At 71.3% G+C, this 23,275-nt stretch carries 25 protein-coding genes; 15 read left to right on the top strand and 10 right to left on the bottom strand.

Annotated elements, in window-relative coordinates; genetic code table 11:
• Positions 1-41 precede the first annotated feature (41 nt).
• Both ACIA5G_RS34535 and ACIA5G_RS34530 read right to left on the bottom strand, forming a co-directional pair.
• On the bottom strand, positions 42-1,670 hold the full coding sequence (locus ACIA5G_RS34535) for a thiamine pyrophosphate-binding protein (RefSeq protein ID WP_395930914.1): 1,629 nt from the start codon (positions 1,668-1,670) through the stop codon (positions 42-44).
• Positions 1,667-2,440, bottom strand: a complete 774-nt coding sequence (locus ACIA5G_RS34530; protein WP_395930912.1) for a cyclase family protein — start codon at positions 2,438-2,440, stop codon at positions 1,667-1,669. The genes ACIA5G_RS34535 and ACIA5G_RS34530 overlap by 4 nt, the downstream gene beginning before the upstream one ends.
• A gap of 119 nt (positions 2,441-2,559) precedes the next feature.
• On the opposite strand from ACIA5G_RS34530, the gene ACIA5G_RS34525 reads away from it, so the two are divergent.
• The 3 genes from ACIA5G_RS34525 to ACIA5G_RS34515 are packed head-to-tail and all read left to right on the top strand — an operon-like array spanning position 2,560 to position 4,834.
• Positions 2,560-2,955 (top strand): GntR family transcriptional regulator, encoded by a 396-nt coding sequence (locus ACIA5G_RS34525; protein WP_395930910.1) that lies wholly within the window; start codon positions 2,560-2,562, stop codon positions 2,953-2,955.
• Positions 2,956-2,966: 11 nt separating this feature from the next.
• Positions 2,967-3,860, top strand: coding sequence for an ABC transporter ATP-binding protein (locus tag ACIA5G_RS34520; protein WP_395930908.1), 894 nt, complete (start codon positions 2,967-2,969; stop codon positions 3,858-3,860).
• A complete protein-coding gene (locus ACIA5G_RS34515) occupies positions 3,857-4,834 on the top strand; it encodes an ABC transporter permease (RefSeq protein WP_395930906.1) in 978 nt (325 codons plus the stop codon). The genes ACIA5G_RS34520 and ACIA5G_RS34515 overlap by 4 nt, the downstream gene beginning before the upstream one ends.
• Here the strand turns inward: ACIA5G_RS34515 and ACIA5G_RS34510 are convergent.
• Complete coding sequence (locus ACIA5G_RS34510; protein WP_395930904.1) at positions 4,831-5,496, bottom strand: DNA alkylation repair protein; 666 nt, start codon at positions 5,494-5,496, stop codon at positions 4,831-4,833. The genes ACIA5G_RS34515 and ACIA5G_RS34510 overlap by 4 nt on opposite strands.
• A 140-nt stretch (positions 5,497-5,636) precedes the next feature.
• On the opposite strand from ACIA5G_RS34510, the gene ACIA5G_RS34505 reads away from it, so the two are divergent.
• Positions 5,637-8,492, top strand: a complete 2,856-nt coding sequence (locus tag ACIA5G_RS34505; RefSeq protein ID WP_395930902.1) for an RICIN domain-containing protein — start codon at positions 5,637-5,639, stop codon at positions 8,490-8,492.
• Positions 8,493-8,570: 78 nt separating this feature from the next.
• On the opposite strand, the gene ACIA5G_RS34500 is transcribed toward ACIA5G_RS34505, so the two are convergent.
• Together ACIA5G_RS34500 and ACIA5G_RS34495 are read right to left on the bottom strand one after the other, a co-directional pair.
• Positions 8,571-9,425 (bottom strand): SAM-dependent methyltransferase, encoded by an 855-nt coding sequence (locus tag ACIA5G_RS34500; RefSeq protein WP_395930900.1) that lies wholly within the window; start codon positions 9,423-9,425, stop codon positions 8,571-8,573.
• Between the two features lie 78 nt (positions 9,426-9,503).
• Positions 9,504-9,698, bottom strand: coding sequence for a hypothetical protein (locus tag ACIA5G_RS34495; RefSeq protein WP_395930898.1), 195 nt, complete (start codon positions 9,696-9,698; stop codon positions 9,504-9,506).
• Positions 9,699-9,898: 200 nt separating this feature from the next.
• Between ACIA5G_RS34495 and ACIA5G_RS34490 the strand changes: the two genes are divergently transcribed.
• A complete protein-coding gene (locus tag ACIA5G_RS34490; RefSeq protein ID WP_395930896.1) occupies positions 9,899-10,630 on the top strand; it encodes a sugar phosphate isomerase/epimerase family protein in 732 nt (243 codons plus the stop codon).
• Positions 10,627-11,730 carry a Gfo/Idh/MocA family protein gene (locus ACIA5G_RS34485; protein WP_395930894.1) on the top strand — a complete coding sequence of 368 codons (1,104 nt, stop codon included), beginning with the start codon at positions 10,627-10,629 and terminating at the stop codon, positions 11,728-11,730. Before ACIA5G_RS34490 ends, ACIA5G_RS34485 begins: the two co-directional genes overlap by 4 nt.
• On the opposite strand, the gene ACIA5G_RS34480 is transcribed toward ACIA5G_RS34485, so the two are convergent.
• Positions 11,727-12,314: a TetR/AcrR family transcriptional regulator gene (locus ACIA5G_RS34480; protein ID WP_395930892.1), complete on the bottom strand. Its 588-nt coding sequence runs from the start codon at positions 12,312-12,314 to the stop codon at positions 11,727-11,729. The two genes, ACIA5G_RS34485 and ACIA5G_RS34480, sit on opposite strands and share 4 nt — an antisense overlap.
• Before the next feature lie 123 nt (positions 12,315-12,437).
• On the opposite strand from ACIA5G_RS34480, the gene ACIA5G_RS34475 reads away from it, so the two are divergent.
• The 9 genes from ACIA5G_RS34475 to ACIA5G_RS34435 all read left to right on the top strand — a co-directional run bounded on the left by ACIA5G_RS34475 (position 12,438) and on the right by ACIA5G_RS34435 (position 20,540).
• Complete coding sequence (locus ACIA5G_RS34475; protein ID WP_395930890.1) at positions 12,438-13,220, top strand: DeoR/GlpR family DNA-binding transcription regulator; 783 nt, start codon at positions 12,438-12,440, stop codon at positions 13,218-13,220.
• Positions 13,217-14,416 (top strand): MFS transporter, encoded by a 1,200-nt coding sequence (locus ACIA5G_RS34470; RefSeq protein ID WP_395930888.1) that lies wholly within the window; start codon positions 13,217-13,219, stop codon positions 14,414-14,416. The genes ACIA5G_RS34475 and ACIA5G_RS34470 overlap by 4 nt, the downstream gene beginning before the upstream one ends.
• A gap of 686 nt (positions 14,417-15,102) precedes the next feature.
• Positions 15,103-15,999, top strand: coding sequence for an ABC transporter ATP-binding protein (locus ACIA5G_RS34465; RefSeq protein WP_395930886.1), 897 nt, complete (start codon positions 15,103-15,105; stop codon positions 15,997-15,999).
• Positions 15,983-16,741, top strand: a complete 759-nt coding sequence (locus ACIA5G_RS34460; RefSeq protein WP_395930884.1) for an ABC transporter permease — start codon at positions 15,983-15,985, stop codon at positions 16,739-16,741. The genes ACIA5G_RS34465 and ACIA5G_RS34460 overlap by 17 nt, the downstream gene beginning before the upstream one ends.
• Positions 16,738-17,706 carry an ABC transporter substrate-binding protein gene (locus ACIA5G_RS34455; protein WP_395930882.1) on the top strand — a complete coding sequence of 323 codons (969 nt, stop codon included), beginning with the start codon at positions 16,738-16,740 and terminating at the stop codon, positions 17,704-17,706. Before ACIA5G_RS34460 ends, ACIA5G_RS34455 begins: the two co-directional genes overlap by 4 nt.
• Positions 17,703-17,984, top strand: coding sequence for a hypothetical protein (locus ACIA5G_RS34450; protein WP_395930880.1), 282 nt, complete (start codon positions 17,703-17,705; stop codon positions 17,982-17,984). Before ACIA5G_RS34455 ends, ACIA5G_RS34450 begins: the two co-directional genes overlap by 4 nt.
• Positions 17,981-18,415, top strand: a complete 435-nt coding sequence (locus ACIA5G_RS34445) for an isochorismatase family protein (RefSeq protein WP_395930878.1) — start codon at positions 17,981-17,983, stop codon at positions 18,413-18,415. The genes ACIA5G_RS34450 and ACIA5G_RS34445 overlap by 4 nt, the downstream gene beginning before the upstream one ends.
• Positions 18,412-19,836, top strand: coding sequence for a UbiD family decarboxylase (locus ACIA5G_RS34440; RefSeq protein WP_395930876.1), 1,425 nt, complete (start codon positions 18,412-18,414; stop codon positions 19,834-19,836). The genes ACIA5G_RS34445 and ACIA5G_RS34440 overlap by 4 nt, the downstream gene beginning before the upstream one ends.
• Positions 19,836-20,540 carry a GntR family transcriptional regulator gene (locus tag ACIA5G_RS34435; RefSeq protein WP_395930874.1) on the top strand — a complete coding sequence of 235 codons (705 nt, stop codon included), beginning with the start codon at positions 19,836-19,838 and terminating at the stop codon, positions 20,538-20,540. The genes ACIA5G_RS34440 and ACIA5G_RS34435 overlap by 1 nt, the downstream gene beginning before the upstream one ends.
• A gap of 1 nt (position 20,541) precedes the next feature.
• Here the strand turns inward: ACIA5G_RS34435 and ACIA5G_RS34430 are convergent, their stop codons facing one another.
• From ACIA5G_RS34430 to ACIA5G_RS34415, 4 genes are all read right to left on the bottom strand, one after another.
• Positions 20,542-20,802 carry a hypothetical protein gene (locus ACIA5G_RS34430; protein WP_395930872.1) on the bottom strand — a complete coding sequence of 87 codons (261 nt, stop codon included), beginning with the start codon at positions 20,800-20,802 and terminating at the stop codon, positions 20,542-20,544.
• Positions 20,803-20,980: 178 nt separating this feature from the next.
• Complete coding sequence (locus ACIA5G_RS34425; RefSeq protein WP_395930870.1) at positions 20,981-21,685, bottom strand: GntR family transcriptional regulator; 705 nt, start codon at positions 21,683-21,685, stop codon at positions 20,981-20,983.
• On the bottom strand, positions 21,682-22,614 hold the full coding sequence (locus ACIA5G_RS34420; protein WP_395930868.1) for a LysR family transcriptional regulator: 933 nt from the start codon (positions 22,612-22,614) through the stop codon (positions 21,682-21,684). Before ACIA5G_RS34420 ends, ACIA5G_RS34425 begins: the two co-directional genes overlap by 4 nt.
• Positions 22,611-23,219, bottom strand: a complete 609-nt coding sequence (locus ACIA5G_RS34415) for a UbiX family flavin prenyltransferase (protein ID WP_395930866.1) — start codon at positions 23,217-23,219, stop codon at positions 22,611-22,613. The genes ACIA5G_RS34420 and ACIA5G_RS34415 overlap by 4 nt, the downstream gene beginning before the upstream one ends.
• Between the last annotated feature and the right edge of the window lie 56 nt (positions 23,220-23,275).

Raw genomic sequence — 23,275 nt, 5'->3', positions numbered from 1 at the left:
CGGTCAGCATCCAGCTCCGACCAGACGCTGTCAAGGGCGGGTCAGTGCCGGAACGCCTCCGCCAGCCACCACGAGCCGCCGTCGTCGGCGATCTTCGCGTCGATCACCAACGGCGCTGTGCGCGGCCCCGCGAGCCATTCGCGCACCGCGAAGAGGTCCTCGGCCGACCGCACGGTGACGCCGTCGCAGCCGAAGCCGCGGGCGATGGCGGCGAGATCGGAGTCGGGGAAGCGGACCGTGGTCATGTCGGCGTCGCCGAAGTGGTGGACCTCCGCGCCGTATGCGGCGTCGTTGTAGACGATCACGACCAGGGGCAGGCCGAGCCGGACCGCGGTGTCGAGTTCGGACAGTGCCATGTGGAAACCGCCGTCGCCGGTGCCCAGCACCGGCAGCCGGTCCGGGCGGGCGAGCGCCGCTCCGATCGCGGTGCCCAGGCCCAGTCCGATGCTCTGGAACGCCTGCGTGAAGCAGAATCCCTGCTCGTCGGGCACCGAAAGGTACGCGCTCGGGTAACCCATGAAGTTGCCCGAGTCGATCGACACGATCCGCTCCGCGGGCAGCAGCTCGTCGAGGAGCTTGCTGAGCGTCCGCGGGTCGATCCGGCCGCCGCGGGAGAGATCCTCGTGCTCGACGTCGTTCCAGCGGCCGGCCGCGATCCGGGCGGCGACCTCTTCGGTCCGGTAACCCACCGCCTTGTGGTCACCGAGCTCGCTCAGCACGTCTTCGGCGGTGCACCCGGCGTCGCCGACCACGCCGAGGTCGATCGGCCGGTGCGCCCCGAGCGCGGCCTGCTCGAGGTCGACCTGGACGAGCTTCGCGTGCGGGCTGAGCAGCTTCCCGTGGCGGGTGGTCCACATGTTCAGCGCGCAGCCCCACCCGACCACGAGGTCCGCGCCGACGATCAGCTCCGCGGCCACCGGCGAGGCGAACCCGCCCGAGATGCCCAGTGCGAACTCGTCGTTGTGGAAGAGCCCGTGTGCGACCGCGGACGTCGCCAGGAGTGCCCCGCTGCGCGAAGCCAGCTCCCGCAACGGTTCCCGGCTCCCGCGGGCGCCGCGCCCGGCGACGAACACCGGCCGTTCGGCCTCGATCAGGAGGTCCGCCAGGTCGGCCGCCGCGCCGATGTCCGGGCGCATCGGGGCCGGTCCGGCGATCGGCGGCAGCGTGCCCGGCGGTGCCGGTGCGGGCTGCGCCTGGACGTCGAGCGGCAGGTTGAGCACCACCGTCCGGCGCTCCTGCCGGGCGGTCCGGAAGGCGCGCACGGTGTCGGCGACGGCGCTCTCGGCGGAGTGCACCCGCTCCGGGACCGCGCCGACCGCCGTGGCCAGGCCGTCCTGGTCGATGCGGAAGTTGGACAGCACCGACGCGCTCGCGGAGTCGGCGGTGAGCACGATCATCGGCGTCCGGCTCTTGGCCGCTTCGGTGATCCCGGTGACGGCGTTGGTCAGCCCGCAGCCCTGGTGCAGCGACAGCACCGAAACCTTCCCGCTCATCCGGGCGTAGGCGTCGGCCATGCTCGCCGCGCCGCCCTCGTGGCGGGCGGCGACGAACCGGACGCCGCCCGCGCGCAGCGCGTTGGTCACCTCGAAGTTGCCGCTGCCCACCACGCCGAACGCCGTGCCGGCACCGAGGCCGGCCAGCGTCCGGCCGACCAGCTCGGCGACGTTCACCGCTCCACCAGGGCGAGCACCCGGGCGGGGCTGCCGGACCCGCCGACGATCGGCAGCGGCGAGACCACCAGCAGCACGCCGGTCGGCGGCAGCGCGGCCAGGTTCCGCAGCTGCGTCAGGCCGTGCTTCCCGGCGCCCAGCAGGAGCTCGTGGCACGGGAACATCGGCTCCAGCGCGGGCGCCTGGCCCGCGTCGGTGCCGACGGTCTCCACCCCGAACCCGGTGATCGGCGCCTCCTCGGCGAGCCACCGCGCGCACTCGGCGGAGACGCCGGGGGTGTGCGAGCCGGCTTCGTCGGCGTTGAGGAACTCGTCCTGGTCGGCGCTGCGCGCGTCCCAGCCGGTGCGGTAGAGCAGCCAGCCACCCTCGGGCAGCGGCCCGTGCTCGCCGGTCCAGGCCTGGATGTCCTCGACCGAGAGCAGGAAGTCCGGGTCCTGCGCCGCCTTCGCGGAGAAGTCCAGCACGACCGCGGGCGCGACCAGGGTCTTCAGCGGCACCTGCGAGACGTCGTGACCGTCCTTTCCGGACACCCAGTGCACGGGGACGTCGAGGTGGGTGCCGGTGTGCTCGCCGGTGTGGATGTCGTTCCAGTACCAGCGCGGGCCGCGCTCGTCGTAGCGGCTGATCTCTTCGAGGCGGAACGGGATGGTGTTGGCGAACGGCGCCGGGAGCTGCAGGATCGGCGTGCTCGAGCTCAGGGGAGCGGTGAGGTCGACGATCTCGACCGACCCCTCGGTGATCGCCTTGCTCAGCCCGTCCAACAACGACATGCCTGCCTCCCGGTGCCGGTGTGCGTCTCGATCAAGACCCTATGCCCGCGAGGTCCTCCTTGACAGCGTTGTGGTCCCCGGTGTTGTCTTAATGTCGTAAGACAATAGGAGGGTGTGGGGTGATCGAGTTCGTCCTGGACGGCCGCTCGCGGGTCGCCACGTACATGCAGCTCGTCGTGCAGGTGAAGCAGGCCTTGCGGGTCGGGCTGCTGCGTCCCGGCGACCAGCTGCCGAAGGTGCGGGATGTGGCCCAGGCGCTGGCGATCAACCCGAACACCGTGCTCAAGGCCTACCGCGAGCTGGTGCTGGAGGGCCTCGCGGAAGGCCGGCCGGGGGTGGGCACGTTCGTCACCGGCACCCTCGCGGGGCCGTCGCTGGGGAACCAGGCGCAGCTGCGTGACGAGCTGGTGGCCTGGCTGGAGCGCGCCGAAGCCGCGGGGATGTCGGGCGACGACATCGCCGCACTGATCGAGACCACGTTGCGCGGCGCCCCGGTGCCCCGCGACCTTGCGTAGGGAGTTCCGAAATGGAGCCGGCGATTCGAACCCGGGCGCTGGGCAAGCGCTACGGGCGCACCTGGGCGGTGCGGGACTGTGCGCTGGAGGTGCCCGCCGGGCGGATCGCCGCGCTGGTCGGGCCGAACGGCGCGGGCAAGACGACACTGCTGCACCTGGTCGTCGGGCTGCTGCGGCCCGACGCGGGGGAGGTGCGCGTGTTCGGCCGGGACCCGCGCGAGGGCACCTCGGTGCTCGCCGACGTCGGGTTCGTCGCCCAGGACACCCCGCTCTACCGCGACTTCACCGCGGCGGAGCTGATCACCATGGGCGGCAAGCTGAACCGCCGCCGCTGGGACGCCGCGCTGGCCCGCGAGCGGCTGGCCATGCTGGGCATCCCGCCGGGCAAGCCGGTGGGCAAGCTCTCGGGCGGCCAGCGGGCGCAGGTCGCGCTGGCCCTGGCGCTGGCCAAGCGCCCGCGGCTGCTGCTGCTCGACGAACCCATCGCGAGCCTGGATCCGTTGGCCCGCCGGGAATTCATGCAGGCGCTGATGGGCGCGGTGGCCGAGAGCGAGACGACCGTGCTGCTGTCCTCGCACCTGCTCGCCGACCTCGAACGCAGCTGTGACTACCTGGTCGTCCTGCAGGGGGCCCGCGTCCGGCTGACCGGGCCGGTCGACGAGCTCCTCGACACGCACCGCACCCTCGTCGGCCCGCGGGCCGGGAGCGATTCCGTCACCGGGGTCGCGGAAGTGGTCCGCGCCAGCCACACCGAACGCCAGTCGACGTTGCTGGTCCGGCGCGGCGACGGGCCGATCGATCCACTGTGGACCGAACACCAGGTGACGCTGGAGGACCTGGTGCTGGCCCACCTCGCCGAAGCCGAAACCGGTGTGACGACGGAAGAATGGGGGGTGCCGGCATGATCTGGCTGACCTGGCGCCAGCACCGCAGGGAGGCGCTGTTCACGCTCATCACCCTCGGCGTGCTCGCGGGCATCATGGTGCCCACCGGGCTGGCGATGCACACGAAGTACACCGACCTCGGCCTGCCCGCGTGCCGGGCGGCGCTCGGCAGCGCGTCGATGATCACGCAGACCGAGGCGGTGGCGAACTGCGAGAGCCTCGGCCACCAGTTCCAGCAGCAGTTCGGTGGCCTGGTGTTCGTCGCCGTCCTGTTCGTGATCCTCCCGGTGCTGGTCGGCGTGTTCTTCGGCGCGCCGCTGGTCGCCCGCGAGGTCGAGCAGGGCACCCACCGGCTGGTGTGGACGCAGGGGGTCAGCCGCCTGCACTGGGGGCTGGTGAAGTTCGGGCTGGTCGGCGCGATCACCGCGGTGCTGGCGGTCGGGTACGCGCTGGGCGTGTCGTGGTGGTTCGAGCCGCTGGTCTCCGCGAGCACGGGCCGGCTGACCTACATCTCGTTCGACGTCCAGGGGATCGTCCCGATCGCGTACACGCTGTTCGCGCTCGCGTTGGGCGTCTTCGTGGGGACGTACTGGAACAAGGTCCTCCCCGCGATGGGGATCGCGCTGGTCGGGTTCGCGGTGGTCCGCGTCGCGATCGAGGTCCTGGCCCGGCCGCGGTACCTGCCGACGCAGACCTTGACGTTCGCCCCGGAAGGCACGCAGACGCCGAACCCGGGTTCGGGTGACTGGGTGATGTCGGAAGGCGTCCGCAACGCGGCGGGGGAGATGGTGCTGCCCGACGCCCGGATCGGCCCGTGCCCGCCCGGCGGCTGCGGCAGTGGCGGCGCCGGCGCGGGGCCGGGCGCCTACAACTGGATGGAGTACCAGCCGGGGGACCGGTTCTGGACGTTCCAGGGGATCGAGACCGGGATCTTCGTGCTGCTGACGGCCGCGCTGGTGTACTTCGCGGTCCGGCGGCTGCGCACGATCGCCTAACCCTGGCGGCGCACCATCTCGGTGATCCAGACGGGCGCGAACGGGGACGTGCAGTTCGGCGGTGTCGGGTAGTCCTTGAGCACCTCCAGGCGCTCCCCGATGGCGATCGCCCGGGCGCGGAGCCCGGCGTGCTCGATCCCGATCTGCGCCAGGCAGTGGTTCATCGCCCACTGCAGCCGATCGGGCGCGTCCTTCATGTCCGACTCGATGAGGTCGAGCAGCCCGGCGAGGTCAAGACCGCCGGGCTGCTTCGCCACCCGTTCGGTGGTCAGCGCCCAGCCGGCGCTCGCGACCACTGGGTCCGGGTCGGTGAACCAGGCCAGGCGCAGCTCCTCGGCGTGCGGGTTCTTCTTCACCACGTAGCCGACGAGCCAGTCGTGCACCTTGGGCGTGCGCGCCTCGCGCAGCATCTTGTCCAGCTCGGCCCGCTCGAACGCCTTCGGGCGGCAGATCAGGAGCGCCAGCAGTTTTGCCGCGGTGTCGCCGGTTTCCCAGAGCTCGCGCGCGAGTTCCTGCTGCGTCTTCAGCCGCTTCGCGACCGCACGCAGCTTGCCGAGGTTCACGCCGTGGTCGTCACCGTGCTTCTCGTTGATCGCGCGCGTCTTGGGGTCCTCGAGCGCGGCGAGCTCGGCCGTCACCTCGGCCACCGTTGTCCCCGTCACCGTTGCCTCCTGGCCGTTCCGTGTGGGGTGCAGCCTACGAGCGTCGCGCGGGTCTCCGGCGAACGGCGGATTTACAACGTTGTATCCACCGGGTAAGACTGCTTTTACAACGTTGTAAGGACTCGCGGAGGCTGATACCCGTGTCGCTGAGCCGCAGGCAGTTCGTCACCGGAGCCGTTGCCGCCACCTTGCTGACCGGGGCGAACACCCAGGGAGCCGGGGCCGCCGTGCTCCGCGGCCGCCGGGTCGCCCCCGCGGCCGGCGGCCTCTACACGCCGAACGCGGCGCCGCTGAAGCCCGCCGCCTTCCTCAAGCTCCCGCCCGGCGCGGTCACCGCCTGGGGCTGGCTGGCCGGGCAGCTGCGGCTGCAGCTCGACGGGCTCTGCGGGCACTACGCCGAAACGTCGCACTTCCTCGACTTCGCCACCAGCGGCTGGGTCCACCCGGAGCGCGGCGGCTGGGAAGAAGTGCCGTACTGGCTGCGCGGTTACGTCGACCTCGCCGCGGTGACCGGCGATGCGACGGCCCTGGCCACGGCTCGCCGCTGGATCGACGCGATCCTGGCCACCCAGCAGTCCGACGGCTTCTTCGGGCCCACCACGCTGCGCACGGCGTTGAACAACGGCCCCGACTTCTGGCCGTACCTGCCGCTGCTGCAGGCGCTGCGGTCCTGGCAGGAGTACACCGGCGACACCCGCGTCATCGGATTCCTCACCCGGTTCCTCCGCTACATGAACGCGCAGGGCAAGAGCGCGTTCGACTCCAGCTGGGTGTCCGTCCGCTGGGGTGACGGGCTCGACAGCGTCTTCTGGCTGTTCAACCGCACCGGCGACCCGTTCCTGCTCGACCTCGCCGACAAGATCCACGCCTACGGCGCCAACTGGGTCGGCAATCTGCCGAGCCTGCACAACGTCAACATCGCCCAGGGGTTCCGGGAGCCGGCGCAGTACGCGCTGCGCAGTGGCTCGGCGGCACTCACCCAAGCCACCTACTCCGACTACAACACCGTGATGGCGGCCTACGGCCAGTTCGCCGGCGGCGGGTTCGCCGGGGACGAGAACGCGCGGCCCGGCTTCGGCGACCCGCGGCAGGGTTTCGAGACCTGCGGGATCGTCGAGTTCATGGCGAGCCACCAGCTGCTCACCCGGCTGACCGGCGACCCGGTGTGGGCCGACCGCTGCGAGGACCTGGCCTTCAACTCCCTGCCGGCCGCGCTCGACCCGGCCGGGCGCGCGGTGCACTACATCACCAGCGCGAACGGCGTCGACCTCGACAACGTGCCCAAGAGCGAAGGCCAGTTCCAGAACGGCTTTGCGATGCAGGCCTACCTGCCGGGCGTCGACCAGTACCGCTGCTGCCCGCACAACTACGGCATGGGCTGGCCGTACTTCACCGAAGAACTCTGGCTGGCCACCCCGGACAACGGGCTCGCGGCGGCGATGTACGCGGCCAGCAGCGTCACGGCGAAGGTCGCGGACGGCACCTCGGTGACGATCACCGAGGACACGACGTACCCGTTCTCCGAGCAGGTCACCTTCACCGTTCGGACGCCGCGCAGCCTGGCTTTCCCGCTGTACTTCCGGATCCCGGCGTGGTGTGCGGCGCCGCGGCTGATGGTGGCGGGCGCGCCGGTGACGGCGGCGGCCGGGCCGACGTTCGTCAAGGTCTCCCGAACCTGGACCGACGGCGACGTCGTCACGCTGACGCTGCCGCAGAAGACGTCGTTGCGCACGTGGACGGCCAACCACGACTCCGTTTCGGTCGACCACGGCCCGCTGACGTATTCGCTGAAGATCGGGGAGCGCTACGAGCAGCTCGGCGGGACCGCGCAGTTCCCCGAGTACGCGGTGCACCCGACCACGGCGTGGAACTACGGGCTGACCCCCGGTGCGGCGCTGACCTTCTCCGCGGCCGGTGGCGCGCTGCCGGCGAATCCGTTCACCCCGGACGCGGTTCCGGTGAAGATCACCGCGCCCGCGCGGAAGATCGCCGAATGGACCACGGACGACCAGAACGTCGTCATGCCGCTGCAGCCGTCACCCGCGCGCAGTGAGGCGCCGGTGGAGACGGTCACGCTGATCCCGATGGGTGCGGCCCGTCTGCGCGTGACGTCGTTCCCGACGGCCTCGCCGGACGGGCACCCGTGGTCGCCGGGCGGCGGCGGGGCGGGGTTCCGGATCGTGAACCGCAACTCCGGCAAGGTGCTGGGGGTGGACCGGATGTCCACCGCGGACAGTGCGCGGGTGGTGCAGTTCGCCGACAGCGGCACGGACGACCACGTCTGGCACCTCGTCCCGAACGGCGACGGCTGGTACCGGATCCGCAACCACCACTCCGGCAAGGTGCTCGGGGTCGACCTGATGTCCACTGCGGACGGCGCCTCGGTGGTCCAGTTCACCGACAACGGCACCGCGGACCACCTGTGGCAGCTGCTCGACAACGGCGACGGCTGGTGGCGGCTGAAGAACCGCAACTCCGGCAAGGTGCTGGGCGTCGCCGGAATGTCCACTGCGGACAGTGCGCAGGTGGTGCAGTTCGCGGACTCGGGCACCGCGGACCACGTGTGGCTGCTGGTGCCGGACGGTCAGGTCCGGATCGAGAACCGAAACTCGGCCAAGGTGCTCGGGGTGGACCAGATGTCCACCGCGGACAGCGCGCGCGTGGTGCAGTTCGCCGACAACGGGACGGCCGACCACTTGTGGACTTTCTCGCCCGCGGCGGACGGGTCGTTCCGGATCCGCAACGTCAACTCGGGCAAGGTCCTGGGGATCGCGGGGATGTCCACTGCGGACAGTGCGCTGGTGGTCCAGTTCGCGGACAACGGCTCGGCCGACCACGACTGGCGCCTGCGCGACAACGGCAGCGGCTGGTTCCGGATCGTGAACCGCAATTCGGGCAAGGTGCTGGGCGTGGACCGGATGTCGACGGCGGACAGCGCGCAGGTGGTGCAGTTCGCGGACTCCGGCACCGCGGACCACCTCTGGCGGCTGCGGTAGCGGCGGTCCACTCCTGATGGCCGGGCACGGGACATCGGCGCTACCGCCGCGCGCCGCCGCAGCCGGACAAAACCGGCGTTACGGCTTGCGGCCGACGATCCCCGCCACGCACCGCGCCGAGTTGCTGAGCGGGGTCAGCCGCGGGCCGTCCGGCCACCACTCGTCACACACCGCCAGGCCCGGCTGCGACGTCGCGTTCGGCTGGACGAACTCCAGGCCCGCCAGCATCGCTTCGATCTCCGTGCGCGTCCGGAACCGGCCCGCGCCGAGCGGTCCCTGGACCAGGATCTGCTCGATGCGCTTGGCGATCTCCGTCAGCTCCGGCACCTCGGGGTCGAAGAAGTGCGACAGCACCACATAGGAGCCCGGGGCCAGCGCGTCGATGTACTCGCGCATGATGTCGACCACGCCGTCACCCTCGAAGTGGTGCATCGTGCCGACGTGCAGCAGGGCGACCGGTTCGGAGAAGTCGATGTGCTGCAGCACTTCCTGGTTGCCCAGGACCTGCTGCGGTTCGAAGATGTCGGCCTCGACCATGTGCGTGAAGTCGTTCTCGGCGAGCAGGGCGCGGCCGTGCGCGAGGACCACCGGGTCGTTGTCGATGTAGACGACGTTGGTGTCCTTGTCGATGCGCTGGACGATCTGGTGCGTGTTCTCCGCGGTCGGCAGGCCCGAGCCGCAGTCGACGAACTGGCGGATCTTGGTCTGGCTCGCGAGCATCCGCAGCGCGCGGTTGTGGAAGCCGCGGTTGCCGCGGGCGATGTCCACCGCTTCCGGGACCGCCGTGCGGATCTTCTCCATCACCACGCGGTCGACTTCGTAGAAGTTGTTGCCGCCGAGGAACCCGTCGTAGATCCGCGCGATGCTCGGCCGGTCGGGATCGACCCCCACCGGCTTCTGGCTGGGGGACAGCGCGGACGGGGTGTCGGACATGGCGACCTCGCAGGGACTTCGGCGGGCGGCGTGGCACCACCGAGCGTAGTAGGTCGCGTCCGGGGGGTGAACCCGAGGTCAGCCGCTCGGCCGGAGCCGCTGGTCCGGGATGTCGTCCCAGGCGTGGTCGGGACGTTCGCGGCGCAGCCGCTCGAGGTGCTGCTCGATGCGGCGGTCGAGGTCCCGCGCGGCCTCGGACAGTTCCGTCAGGTCGCGACGGGACGCCGGGTGCCCGACGGCTCCCGTGTCCACTTCGTCCCCTGCCCTGTCCACTACCGGCACCTCCCGGATCGGCCTGGCCCGCGCCCTTCCTTGCGTTACTGCCCCACCGGACGCTCGCCAAAACCCCTCGGGTCGTGAGCTCTGGCACGCCGCTACCGCCGTCCGGTGGACCGGCCCCGAAACCCCTGGTGTCAATTTTGACCAAGTGGTAGAAATTGAGGGCCGTGCCACCGTGACCTCAGGAGCTGGGGATGAGTGTTTCCGTGCAGCTGTACTCGGTCCGCGACGCCTTCGCGGCCGATCCCGCCGACACCCTGCGGCGGCTCGCCGCGATCGGCTTCACCCAGGTCGAGCCGTACGGCGTCGTCGAGAACGTCGAGGCCCTGCGTGCGGGCCTGCCCGCCAACGGCCTGACCGCCCCGACCGCGCACGCCCGGCTGATCGGCGCCGACCAGCCCGCGGTGTTCGCCGCCGCGGCCGAGCTGGGCATCGGCCTGGTGATCGACCCGCTCGTCAAGCCCGAGCAGTGGCAGGACCCGGCCGACATCGCCGCGACCGCCGACGCCCTCAACGCCGCGGCGAAGGTCGCGGCCGAGCACGGTGTCGGAGTCGGCTACCACAACCACTGGTGGGAGCTGGAGTCCCGGATCGACGGCCGCAGCGCCTTCGAGGTGTTCGCGGACCAGCTGGACCCCGCCGTCGCGCTCGAGGTCGACACCTACTGGGCCACCGCCGGCGGTGAGGACGCCCCCGCGCTGCTCGGCCGGCTCGGCGAACGCGTCCGCGCGATCCACGTCAAGGACGGCGGCCTCGCCACCGACGCCTCCGGCCAGGTCCCGGCCGGACAGGGGCAGGTGCCGATCGCCGAGGTCCTCGCGGCCGCGCCGGACGCCCTGCGCGTGATCGAGTTCGACGCCTACGACGGCGACCTCTTCGAGGCCGTCACCGCCAGCCACGCCTTCCTGACCGGCGCCGGCCGGTGACCGGCGGCCCGGTCGGCGTCGGGCTCGTCGGCGCCGGCGTCATCAGCGGCACCTACCTCGAGAACCTCACGAGCTTCCCGGACGTCCGCGTGCTGCGGATCGCCGACCTCGACACCGGCCGCGCCGCGGCACAGGCGGAGAAGTTCGGCGTCCCGCACGCGGGCACGGTCCCCGAGCTGCTCGACGACCCCGAGATCGAGATCGTGGTCAACCTGACCATCCCGGCGTCCCACGTCGACGTCGGGCTCGCCGCTCTCGAAGCGGGCAAGCATGTCTGGGCGGAGAAACCCCTGGCGCTCGACCGCCAGACCGGCCGCAAGCTCCTCGATCGCGCACGGGAGAAGAGCCTGAGGGTGGCCAGCGCGCCCGACACCGTCCTCGGCGCCGGGCTGCAGACCGCCCGCCAGGCGCTGGACGCGGGCCGGATCGGGCAGCCGCTCACCGCGCTCGCGCTGTTCCAGGTGCCCGGCCCGGAGAGCTGGCACCCGGCGCCGGAGTTCCTGTTCCAGGCCGGCGGCGGGCCGCTGCTCGACATGGGCCCGTACTACCTGACCACGCTGGTGCAGCTGCTGGGCCCGGTCCGGCGCGTCACCGGCGCGGGCGGCCGGGCCCGCGAAACCCGGGTCATCGGGTCCGGGCCGCGCGCCGGCACGGAGTTCCCGGTGACGGTGCCGACCACGGTCACCGCGCTCGTCGAGTTCGAGGCGGGCGGCTCGGCCCAGCTGGTGCTCAGCTTCGACTCGGCCCTCAAGCGGACCGGGTTCGTCGAGCTGACCGGGACGCTCGGCACCGCCGTGCTCCCGGACCCCAACCGCTTCGACGGGCCGACCGTGCTGCACCTGCTCGGGCAGGAGGAGCCGGAAGAGCTGACGGCACACGGCCACACGGCGTCTCGCGGCACCGGCGCGCTGGAACTGGCCCGGGCGATCCGCGCGGGCGTGCCGGAACGCGCGTCCGGCGAGCTCGCCTACCACGTGCTCGACACGATGCTGGCGATCGAGGAGTCCCTGACCCGCGGGCAGACCGTGGAGGTCACCAGCAGCGTCGAGGTGCCGCCCGCGCTGCCGGCGGCCTGGGACCCGTATGCGAAGACCCTCTAGAGCGGGACGGTGAGCAGGTTCTGCAGGTAGAAGCGCAGCGAGCCGACCAGGTCCACGTCGCCGGGGACGGTCAGCCACTGCACCTGCAGGCCGTCCATCAGCGCGATGAACGTCAGCGCGGCCATCCCGGGCTCGACACCCTCTCGCAGCTCACCGCGGGCCGACAAGACCTCGAAGGACTCGTGGACGCCGTCGCGCGCGGCCCGGTAGTGGCGCTCGAAGTACGCGTGCGCCGGGTGGTCCGCGGTGACGGCTTCGGCGGCCAGCCGGGAGTAGAGGTCGACGATGCCGGGGTGGCGGACGTTGTGCTCGGCGAGCGCGACGAAGTGGCGCAGGACGTCGAGGCCGGGCTGCACCGTCAGCTGCTCGCGCTCGGAGTCCTCGGCGTCGCGCCGCTCGAGCACCGCGGCGAGCAGGGCTTCCTTGGTGGGGAAGTAGTACAGGAGGCCGGCGTGGGAGATCCCGACGCGCTTGGCGATCTCCCGCAGCGACGAGCCCTGGTAACCGAGCTCGCCGTAGGCCGCGGCCGCCGCCGTGATGATGTCCTCGCGGCGGATCCGGCCCTTCAGGTAGCCCCCGGTCACGGGGTTGTGGTGGTCTCGGCGGCGTGCACGGCACCATCATGCCGCAGCGGGATTTCGCACAAGTCACGTGAGCGGACGAACAAATCAGTTGTGCGAATGCGGGCGGCTTGCGAGCATCGCCGAGTGAAGAGCGCGGAACGCCAGCGGATCATCGTCGAGCGGTTGCGGGACTTCGACCAGGTGGCCGTCGCCGAGCTGGCCGAGGCGACCGGCGCGTCGGAGATGACCGTGCGCCGCGACCTCGACCACCTGGCCGCGAGCGGCGTGCTGCGGCGGGTGCACGGGGGCGCCGTGGTGGCGTCGCCGTCCGGGATCGAGCCGCCCTTCGCGGCTCGCGCGACGGCCGCGACCGCTGCGAAGCGGGCCATCGCGGCCGCGGCGGCGGAGCTGATCCACGACGGCGAAACGATCATCCTCGACAGCGGCACCACCGCCCTGGAGCTGGCCCGGCTGCTGCGCGGGCGCGCGGTCACCGTGATGCCGCTGTCCCTGCACGCGGCCCGCGAGCTGGCCGACGCGCCGGGCGTGCGGCTGCTGCTGCCGGGTGGTGAGCCGCGGCCGGGGGAGCAGGCCCTCGTCGGCCCGCTGACCCTGGCGTCGTTGCGCGCCCTGCGGTTCGACGTCGCCGTGCTGAGCCCGTGCGCGTTCGGCCTCGACGCCGGCCTCACCGCGTTCGACCTCGGCGACGCCGAAGTCAAGCAGCAGGCCCTGGCCGTCGCGGCCCGGGCGATCGTGCTCGCCGACGGCGCCAAGTGGGGCCGTGCCGCGCTCGCCCACGTCTGTCCCGCCGATCGCGCGGACGTAGTGATCACCGACCCGGGCGCGCCCGAGGACCAGCGCGCGGCCCTCGCCGAACGTGGCGTGCTCGTGCACGTCGCCGTCCCCACCCCCACGGAGAGCCGATGACCACCGCCCCACCCCGCCCGCGTGCCGCCCGGTTCGCGACCTTCATGTTCTTCGCCCTCAACGGGTTCGGGATGGGCATGTGGGTGGTGCACATCCCGAGCGTCGAGCGCGCGACCGGCATCTCGCACAGCACCCTGGGCGCGCTGCTGCTGGTGCTCGGCGGCGCGGCGTTCGCCGGCATGCAGATCTCCGGCCCGCTCGTCGACCGGCTCGGGCACCGCAAGCTGGTCCCGGCGGCCGGGGTGTTCCTCGGCCTCGCCCTGTGCGCGCCGGGGTTCGCGAACTCCTGGTGGACGCTCGGGCTCGCGCTCGCCCTCTTCGGCTTCGGCAACGGCGCGATCGACGTCGGCATGAACGCGCACGCCGTGGTGGTGGAGCGGGCCTACCCGCGCCCGATCATGGCGGCCTTCCACGCGATGTGGTCGATCGGCGGCGCGTTCGCCGCGGTCATCGGCGCGGCGACGCTCGGCGCCGGCGTGCCCACCGGCGTCACGCTCACTTGTACCGGCCTGCTGTGTGTGCTGCTTTCGCTGGTGTCCGCGCGGTTCCTGATGGAGCCGTCCGACGCACCCGCCGAGGCCTCGGACTCCCCGGCCGAAGCGGAGCCGGTTGCACGCCGCCGGACGCCGGGTCGCGTGGTCTGGCTGCTCGGCGGGCTGGCGCTGGCGCTGATGCTGTCGGAGGGCGTGGCGAACGACTGGGCCGCGCTGCACATGGAAAAGGTGCTGGGCACCTCGCCGTCGACGGCGGCCTTCGCGTACGGCGCGTTCGCGGTGGCGATGACGACGGGCCGCTTCCTGACCGACCGCGTCGCGGCCTGGGCCGGCCCGGCGGCGATCGTCCGCTACGGCGCGGCACTGGCGGCGGTCGGCCTGTCGATCGCCGCGGCGGCGCCGTGGGTGCCGCTGTCACTGGTGGGCTGGGCACTGTTCGGGCTGGGTCTCTCGGGCGGCGTCCCGCAGCTGTTCACGGCGGCGGGCAACCTGGACACCCGGGCGTCGGGCGCGCTGATGGCCCGGGTCGTCGGGCTGGGTTACGTGGGCCTGTTGGCGGGGCCGGCGCTGATCGGCGGGCTGACCCGGTGGATGCCGCTGAACGTGACGTTCGTGGTGCCGGTGGTGCTGTGCGTGCTCGCGGCGGCGTTCGCGGGTGTGCTGAGCCCGAAGCCGGAACCGGCGGAGCAGCCCGTCGGCTGAGCGCCGGCGGACCCGTCCGGCGGTGGGCGGAACGGCGGACGAGGTCGGGAGCGGCCGCGAAGTCCGCGATGAGCGCGGCGTCCATCGGCGTGAGGACACCGACGCGCAGTGAGCGCAGGTTTCTCCCACCGCGGCAGGTCCCGGACGACCGCCGCGAGCGGTTCCCGGGCGAACCAGCCGAGGTCGACGTGACGGATCGTGCGGACCTGCGGGTGCTTCCGGGGATCCAGGAACGGCGGGCCGGTCGTGCCGATGTGCCCCGGCTTCGCCAGTGACCGCGCGAGCCGCGGCCCGGCTGCGAGTGCCCGCGTGCAACGCCGCGAGCCAGGACCATGGTGCTTCGCGCGTTTCCGTCGGGCCACGACGCGAGCCGCCGTTCACACAGCTCGACGAGGTGCCCGTGGCTGCCCGCGCGGCCGAGGATCGCGCAGAGCGCGCGGAAAGCGAGCGAGGGCCACCGACAGAAACCGCCCGGCGATCTTGTGCGTGAGCGCCGTGGCGAAGTGGCTAGTGTCGACAGTTGACGTCAAAACTCTTCTTGTTCGATTCCGACTCCTTGACATCACCTCGGTCACAGCCGCAGACTCTCCCGAAGTGTCGACACCTTGCGATCCGCAGTGCAGCCATCGGCAAGGAGGAGCGGTAGTGAACAACCCAGAATCCCCGGACCAGGCGAGGACGCGCTGATGTCCGATCCGAACGTCTGCCTGGACGCGCGGGACCTGCTGCTCGGGCACAAGGCCCGGCGCGGCGGCGCGTTCTCCACCGCGTGCCTGGACCTGAACCTGCAGATCCGCGACGAGGAGTTCGTGGTCATCGTCGGGCCGAGCGGCTGCGGCAAAACCACCTTCCTCGAGGCCGTCGCCGGGCTCGTCCCGGTTGCCGGCGGCTTCCTGGAGCTGGGCGGCCGCCCGATCACCGGGCCCGGGCCGGAGCGGTCGCTGGTGTTCCAGCACGCCTCGCTCTACCCGTGGCGGACCGTCCTCGACAACGTCCTCTTCGGACCCCAGGTGCAGGGCAGGCTCACCGCGGAGGCCCGGAAACGGGCCGAAGACCTGCTCGAGATCGTCGGGCTCGCGAAGGTCGCGAAGAAGTACCCGCACGAGCTGTCCGGCGGGATGAAGCAGCGCGTCAACCTGGCGCGCGCCCTGGCCACCGACCCGACGCTGCTGCTGCTCGACGAGCCCTTCGGCGCGCTCGACGCGCAGACCCGCGAGAACCTGCAGGACGAGCTGCTGCGGATCTGGCAGGCGGGCGCCGTCGGCACGAAGAAGACCGCGATGTTCGTGACCCACGACGTCAACGAGGCCGTGCTGCTCGCCGACCGCGTGCTCGTCTTCTCCCCGTCACCCGCGCACGTCGCGCTCGAGGTTGTCATCGACGTGCCCCGCCCGCGGGACGCCGCCTGGCGCCGCAGCGCCGAGTTCCTGGCCTACGGCGACAAGATCCTCTCGGCCCTCCACCACGAACCCGTCCCCGCCTCGGAGCCGAACCATGACCACAGCGTCACTCCCGCGCACAACACCGACCACACCACCGCCGGCACGACCGGCGAACTCCGCCTGGGTGCAGCGACACCGTAGCGGCCTGCTCGGCGCGGCCGGCATCCTGATCGTCCTGGTGCTGTGGCAGCTCGCCACGGCGTTCGGCCTCGTCGACGTCTCCTTCAGCAGCAACCCGCTGCGCATCGCCGCGGCCGAAGGGAAGCTGTTCGGCAGCGGCGAGATCTACCCGGCGCTCGGCGCGACCGGCCTGGAACTGCTGTGGGGCCTGGGCATCACGTTCGTCCTCGGCATCCCGGTCGGGCTCGTCCTGGGCCGCAGCAGGGTCCTGCACGACATGACCGAGCCGATGGTCAACATCCTCTACTCGGTGCCGTACGTGATGTTCCTGCCGATCATCATCTTCTGGTTCGGCATCGACAACACCTCCCGCGTGATCGTCATCGTGTGGGCGGCGATCCTGCCGCTGATCATCAACATCACCGCGGGTGTCCGGAACCTCGACAGCGACTACACCCGCGTCGCGACGGTGTTCTGCACACCGCGGCTGAAGTTCTTCTACACCATCGCGTTGCCCGCGACGCTGCCGTACATCCTCGCGGGCGTGCGGCTGGCCGTCGGCCGCGCGCTGGTCGGCGCGATCGTCGCCGAGCTGTTCCTGGCCAGCCAGGGCCTCGGCTACTTCGTCCAGACGCAGACCTCGAACTTCAACATGGACTCGGCGATGGCCGGGATCGTCATCCTCGCCGTGCTCGCCCTGGTCCTGAACTGGGCCGTCCGGCTCGTCGAACGCCGTTTCACCCACTGGGCAGGTGCACAATGAAACTCCGGGGCACATTCCTGGCCGCCAGTCTCCTGCTCGGCCTCACCGCGTGCAGCGGTGGCGCGGGCGGCACCGTCTCCGCCGACGCGAGCGGCGCGCTGCCGGTCACCATCGGCTACACCGCGCTCGGCGCCGGCTACTCCGACCTCTACACCGCCCAGGACTACGGCATCTTCGCCAAGCACGGCCTGAACGTGAAGCTCACCCGGCTCAACGACAGCTCGCAGCTGGTCGCCGGGCTGGCCAGCAACAGCGTCCAGGTCGGTGTCGGCGTCGCGGCCGACACGGCGGCGGCCATCATGAAGGGCGCGGACCTCAAGTACGTGGCCATGTCCGAGCCGCACTACAACCTGGAGATGTGGGCCAGCCCGGACGTCAAGTCGGTCGCCGAGCTCAAGGGCAAGAAGGTCGCGATCACCTCACCCGGGTCGGAAAGCGACTTCGGGCTGACCGCGCTGCTGGAGGCGAACGGCCTCAAACGCGAGGACGTCACGGCGGTGTTCGTCAAGGGGGTCCCGGCCGAAGTGGCGGCGCTGGGCAGCGGCGCGGTGTCGGCGATCCTCACCCAGCCGCCCAACGGCACCGAGAGCCGGAACAAGGGCGCGCACCGGCTCGCCGCGCTGTCGAACATGCCGTTCCCGCTCGGGGCCTACACCGTGCAGTCGAAGTACCTGCAGAACAACCGCGAGGTCGTCAAGCGGTTCGTCGCGGCGGAAGCCGAGGCGCTGCAGTACATCCGCGGCCACAAGAACGAGACGGTGAAGAGCATCCAGAAGTACAGCGGGGTGCAGAGCACCGAACTCGCCGCCTACGCCTACGACTTCTTCCTCGACGTCTGGGCGAAGACCCCGGTGGTGGACGAAAAGGTGATCAAGCAGGCCTTCGACGAAGCCGCGGAGAACGCCAAGACGGCACCGCCGGCCGACATCACGAAGTACATCGACAACAGCTTCACCACGTCATGAACTTCGAAGCCGAGTGGACGAAGTACCTGACCGAACGGGACCGCGCGCTGCTGACGGCGACGTCGTGGGCGAAGCGGCGCCCGTTCGGGCTTGGTGCCAGCCCGGCCGTGGTGGTCGTCGACCTGTACTACGCGGCGCTAGGCCTGCCCCGCCAGGACATCTTGGACGCGGTCGGGGAGTGGCCCAGCGCCTGCGGCGGTGACGGCTGGGCCGCCGTCGACCGGACCGTCCCGCTGCTGCGCGCGGCCCGGGACGCCGGGGCGCCGGGGCGCCGGTGATCTACTTCCACGCGACGCCGCCGCGGTACGGCCGGTGGAACCGGAAGCCGGGCTCGGCCCTCCGCCCGAAGTCCACTGTGGATCCGAACGCGATCGTGTCCGAAGTGGAGCCGTGGGCCGGCGACATCGTCCTGGAGAAGATCGGCCCCAGCTGCTTCCACGGTACCCCGCTCGACACCATCCTCCGAGCGGGCGGGCACGACACCCTGCTGGTGGCCGGCGAGGCCACCAGCGGGTGCGTGCGCTCCACCGTCGTCGACGCCTGCACCCGGGGCTACCGGGTCGGCGTGGTCGGCGACTGCTGTTTCGACCGGTTCGAGGCCTCGCACTGGCTCAGCCTGTTCGACCTGGACCAGAAGTACGCGGACGTGCTCACCGCCGAGGCGGCCATCGGCCACCTCCGCCAGACCTCACGAAGGACTCCGGTATGACCGACCTGCGGAAATGGCTGGCCGAAGCCGAGGCAGCCGGGGAGGTGCAGACCGTCGAAGGCGCGCACTGGGAGCTGGAGATCGGCGCGCTGTCCCAGGTCAACTACCGGCGTCCGCACCCCAAGGCCCTGATGTTCGACGGGATCAAGGACTACGCGTCCGGCCTGCGCGTGCTGTCCGGCTCGGTCAGCAACCCGCGGCTGCTCGGCTCGGTGCTCGGCCTCGGCTGGGACAACACCGACGAGGACCTCGTCGAGAAGCTCGCCGTCAAGCCGGGGGAGTGGATCTCGCGCTCGGGCGACTTCCGCGCGGAGACAGTGTCGGACGGCCCCTTGCTGTCCCATGTGGACGACGAGGTCGACCTGCTGAAGTTCCCGGTGCCGCGCTGGCACGAAGGTGACGGCGGCCGCTACATCGGCACCGGCTGCGCGGTCGTCACCCGCGACTACGACACCGGCCGGATCAACCTGGGCGCGTACCGGATGCAGGTGCAGGACGACGGCCGCGCGGTGAGCGTCAACATCGAAGCGGGCAAGCACGGCGCCCAGCACCTGCGCCGCTGGTTCGAGGCCGAGGGACGCGCGCCGATCGCCGCGTCGCTGGGACACCACCCGGCGTACCTGGTGGCGGCCGGCGTCGAGGTGCCCGGTGACGTCTCGGAGTACGACTACGTCGGCGCGATGGCCGGCGCCCCGGTGCACACGATCGCCGGGCTCGCGACCGGGCTGCCGCTGCCGCACGACGCCGAGATCGCGATCGAAGGCTGGGTGCGCCCGGACCACAAGCGCCCGGAAGGCCCGTTCGGCGAGTGGACCGGCTACTACTCCGGCTCGCGCGACCCGATCCTGACCATCGACGTCGAAAAGGTGTACCACCGCGACAACCCGATCCTGCTCGGCGCCCCGCCGGGCAAGCCGCCACACGACTACTCGTACATGCGCACGGTGATGAAGTCCGCGATCATCACAGACTCCCTGCGCAAGACCGGCCTGCCGGGGCTGCGGGGCGTCTGGGCGCACGAGGCGGGCGGCGGGCGGTCGCTGCTGATCGTGGCGATCGAACAGCGTTACGCGGGGCACGCGCGCCAGGCCGCGTACCTCACTTCGCAGCTGCCGAGCGCGGCGTACATGAACCGGTTCACGGTGGTCGTCGACCACGACGTCAACCCGCGTGACCTGGGCGAGGTCGTCTGGGCGATGTGCGGGCGGACCGACCCGTCACTCGACATCGAAGTGATGAAGCGGACGTGGGGCAGCCGCGTCGACCCGCTGACGCTGCCCGTCGCGGTGGCGTTCAACAGCCGCGCGATCATCGACGCGTGCCGCCCGTTCGAGCGGCTGGGCGACTTCCCGGCGGTGGCCGAGTCGAGCCCGTCGTTGATCGCCGACGTGAGCCGGCGCTGGCCCGAGGTGCTCGGTTAGTGACGGCGGTGGACCTGCCGGACCTGCGGCGGGAGCTGCTCTTCACCGCACTGCGCGGGGTGGAGGGCAGCTCCTCACTGGCGTTCACGATCTTCCAGGAGGTCGCGATCGGCATCGTCGAGGGCCGGCTGCCGCCCGGGCACGAGGTGAACTCGGCCGAGCTGGCCCGCCGGTTCAGCACGTCGCGGACACCGGTGCGGGAAGCGTTGCTGCTGCTGGAACGCGAGTCCCTGGTGATCATCCCGCCACGCCGGCGGCCGTACGTGTCCCCGGTGGACATGGCGCAGGTGCGGGAGATCTACGAGATCCGGGCTTCGCTTTACGCACTGGTGAGCGAGCTGCTGGTGGCGCGGGCGTCGGACGAGGAGATTTTCGGATTGCGCCGGTGGCAGGGTCTGCTTTCGGCGGACGCTTCCGGCGGCGACGTGGATGCGTACTTCTGGCACAACGTGGGATTCCGCAATGCGGAGGCGAGTTTGTCGAAGAACGGCGAGCTGCAGCGGCGGTTGAGTTCGCTGGGCCTGCAGATGCACCGGTTCCGGCATTTGAGCCTGTCGTTGCCGGGTCGGCTGCTGCATTCGGTGGCGGACCACGAGAGGCTGGTGAACGCGTACGCGGACCGGGACGCCGGTCTGGCGGCGGCGGTGAGCCGGTCGCTGGTGATGCGGGGTTACCGGGCGATCGAGCGTTCGGGCGGGGTGTAAATCACTCCGGGATCGGGCGTTTGAAGTACCAGGTGAACTGTGCAGGCACTTCGGAGTCTGGTTCGCCCGCATTTCTGACAGTTTTCGCAGGCAGTACGGTGATGGTCACGAGCTCCCAGCCTTGGCGGCCGAACCCGTTCAAGAGATCCATCGGGTTTTTCGGTTGCGGCTGGACCGGAACAAAATCTTCTTTGGTCGGGTCGTACCACTTCCAGACCCACTTCGACCGACCCAGCCAAACGGGCTTGTCGAGGATGTACACCACCGACGTGTGCTGCCAACCGCGACTCATTGGGGGAGGAGAAGCACGAGGTCGCCGGGCCAGGCCTGGTTTGGAGACATGATTCCTCCGGTGCACCGGGCGCGAGGCCCGGGCTCTGCGGGTGGTTGCGATGGCAACACGCGGACATTCGTCCCAGTCGCCGCGCGCCGGTCATCCGTTACGCCTCGTCCGCCACTTCGAGCCCTGACCACCCGGAAGCCTCGATCGACCGCAGCCCGGTCATGATGATCGACCGCGTCAACGCCACCGCCAGCGGCGCATCCCCGTCGGCATACGCGGACAGCAGCCGTTCGTGGTCCGCCACCGAACGATCCAACCGCCCCGGCAACGACAAACTCACGTGCCGCAGCTGCAACGTCCGCAGGCCGAGCGAACTCAGCAACCGCGTCAGCTGCCGATTGCCCGCCACCTCCGCCTCCGCCTGCCGGAACGAGACGTTGTGCCAGAAATACGCGTCAACGTCACCGCGGGCAGCATCGTCACGCAGGTGCGCCTGCCAGGTGGCGAGCACCGAGAGATCCGGAGAACCCGCCACGATCAGCTCGCTCACCAGCGCATGCAGCGAAGCCCGGATCTCGTACAGCTCCCGCGCCTGGGACAGCGTCACCGGCGCGACCCGCGGCCGGCGCCGGGCCGGGATGTCGACCAGACCTTCGCGCTGCAACGTCAGCAGCGCCTCGCGCACCGGTGTGCGCGACGTGCTGAAGCGGCGGGCCAGGTCGACGGAGTTGACGTCCGCGCCCGGGGGGAGCGAGCCGTCGATGATGCGGCGGGCCAGGTCCTCGACGATGCGGTCGACCAGCGAGACGTCCGCGCGCCCGTCGAGCAGCATGCGGCGCAGGACGTCGGGCGGTTCGGTCACGCGTGATCCTCCGGGTCGGTGGTCGCTACCACCCGCAATACTTCCAGCATCTGCCGCGCGGCGGGGGGATGACTCGCCTCCAGCAGGCGCACGGCCGCGATCCGCCGCCGGGGCGCGGGCCCGGCGATCGGCACCGCGACGACGTCGGGGCGCTGCGCCACCAGGGCGAGCCGCGGGGCCGCGCCGATGCCGATCCCGGCGGCGACCAGGCCCTGCACCGACAGGTAGTCCTCGGTCGCGAACCCGATCCTCGGCTCGAAACCGGACAACCGGCACAACGTCGTGAACGCCTCGTCGTACGGCGGCCGGTGGCTGCGCACCACCCACGTCTCGCCGGCCAGCTCGCGCAGCTCCACTTCGGACTCCCCGGCGACCGGGTGATCGAGGGGCACCAGCACGCTCAGCGGGTCGTCGGCCAGGTGGACCCACTCGACGTCGGCGGGCACCGACCGCGGGTCGAAGTCGTAGTCCCAGACCAGGCCGAGGTGGATCGAGCCGTCGCGCAGGGCCGCCGTCATGTCGGACGCGTGCGCCGACCTCAGCACGATCTTCGTCTCGGGATACCGGCGCTGGTACTCGCGCACGACGCGGGGGATGAGGTCGGCGCCGGCCGTCGGGAACGCGCCGAGGCGCACCGACGCGTGCTGCGCCTTGAGGTCCGACATCTCCTGCTCGATGTGGGCGATCGTGCCCAGCAGCCCGGTGCTGCGCTCGGACAGCAGCTTGCCCGCTTCGGTGAGCTCGATCCCGCGCGGCCCGCGGATCATCAGCGGCACGCCCAGCTGCCGCTCCAGCAGCGCCATCTGCTGCGAGACGGCGGAATGCGTCATGAACAGGGCCTCGGCCGCCGCGGTGAACGAGCCGTGCTCGGCCACCGCGGAGAAGATCTGCAGCCGCCGCGCTTCCAGCACTCCGGTCCCTTTCGTCACCGCCCCAGCAGCTCGGTCGGATCGGCCCTGGTCAGCTCGCCGTCCCACGGTTCGGGCGCCAGCTCCCATAGTCCCACCCGGGCCAGCGCGCGGCGAGCCGTGTAGTCGACGAGGTCACCGACGGTCTGCGGCCGCGGGTAGAACGCCGGCACCGGCGGCGCGACGATCGCCCCGGCCTCGGTCACCGCGACCATCGACCGCAGGTGCCCGAGGTGCAACGGCGTTTCGCGGACCATCAGCAGCAGCGGCCGGCCCTCCTTGAGGCAGACGTCGGCGGCCCGGCTGACCAGGTCGTCGGTGTACCCGGTGGCGATCGCCGAGAGCGTCTTCACCGAGCACGGCGCCACCAGCATCGCCGCGACCGGGAACGAACCGGACGCGATGGTCGCGCCGATCTCACCCGGCCGGTAGGTGACGTCGGCGAGCGCGCGGACGTCGGCCACCGTGAGGTCGCATTCGTGGCGCAGGGTGAGGATCCCGGCCTTGGACAGCACCAGGTGCGTGCGGAACTCCGGCCGTTCACGCAGGAGTTGCAGGATGCGCACGCCCAGGCACGCTCCGCTGGCGCCGGTGATCGCCACGACCACGTTCCGGGTCTCCGTCACGGCCGTCACCTTTCCTCTGTGGACTCGTCCCGCCATCGCAGCACGAACGCCCGCCG

This window comes from Amycolatopsis sp. NPDC051758 (assembly GCF_044453095.1).
GTDB lineage: Bacteria > Actinomycetota > Actinomycetes > Mycobacteriales > Pseudonocardiaceae > Amycolatopsis.
This window is presented reverse-complemented; position numbering and strand designations above follow the sequence as displayed.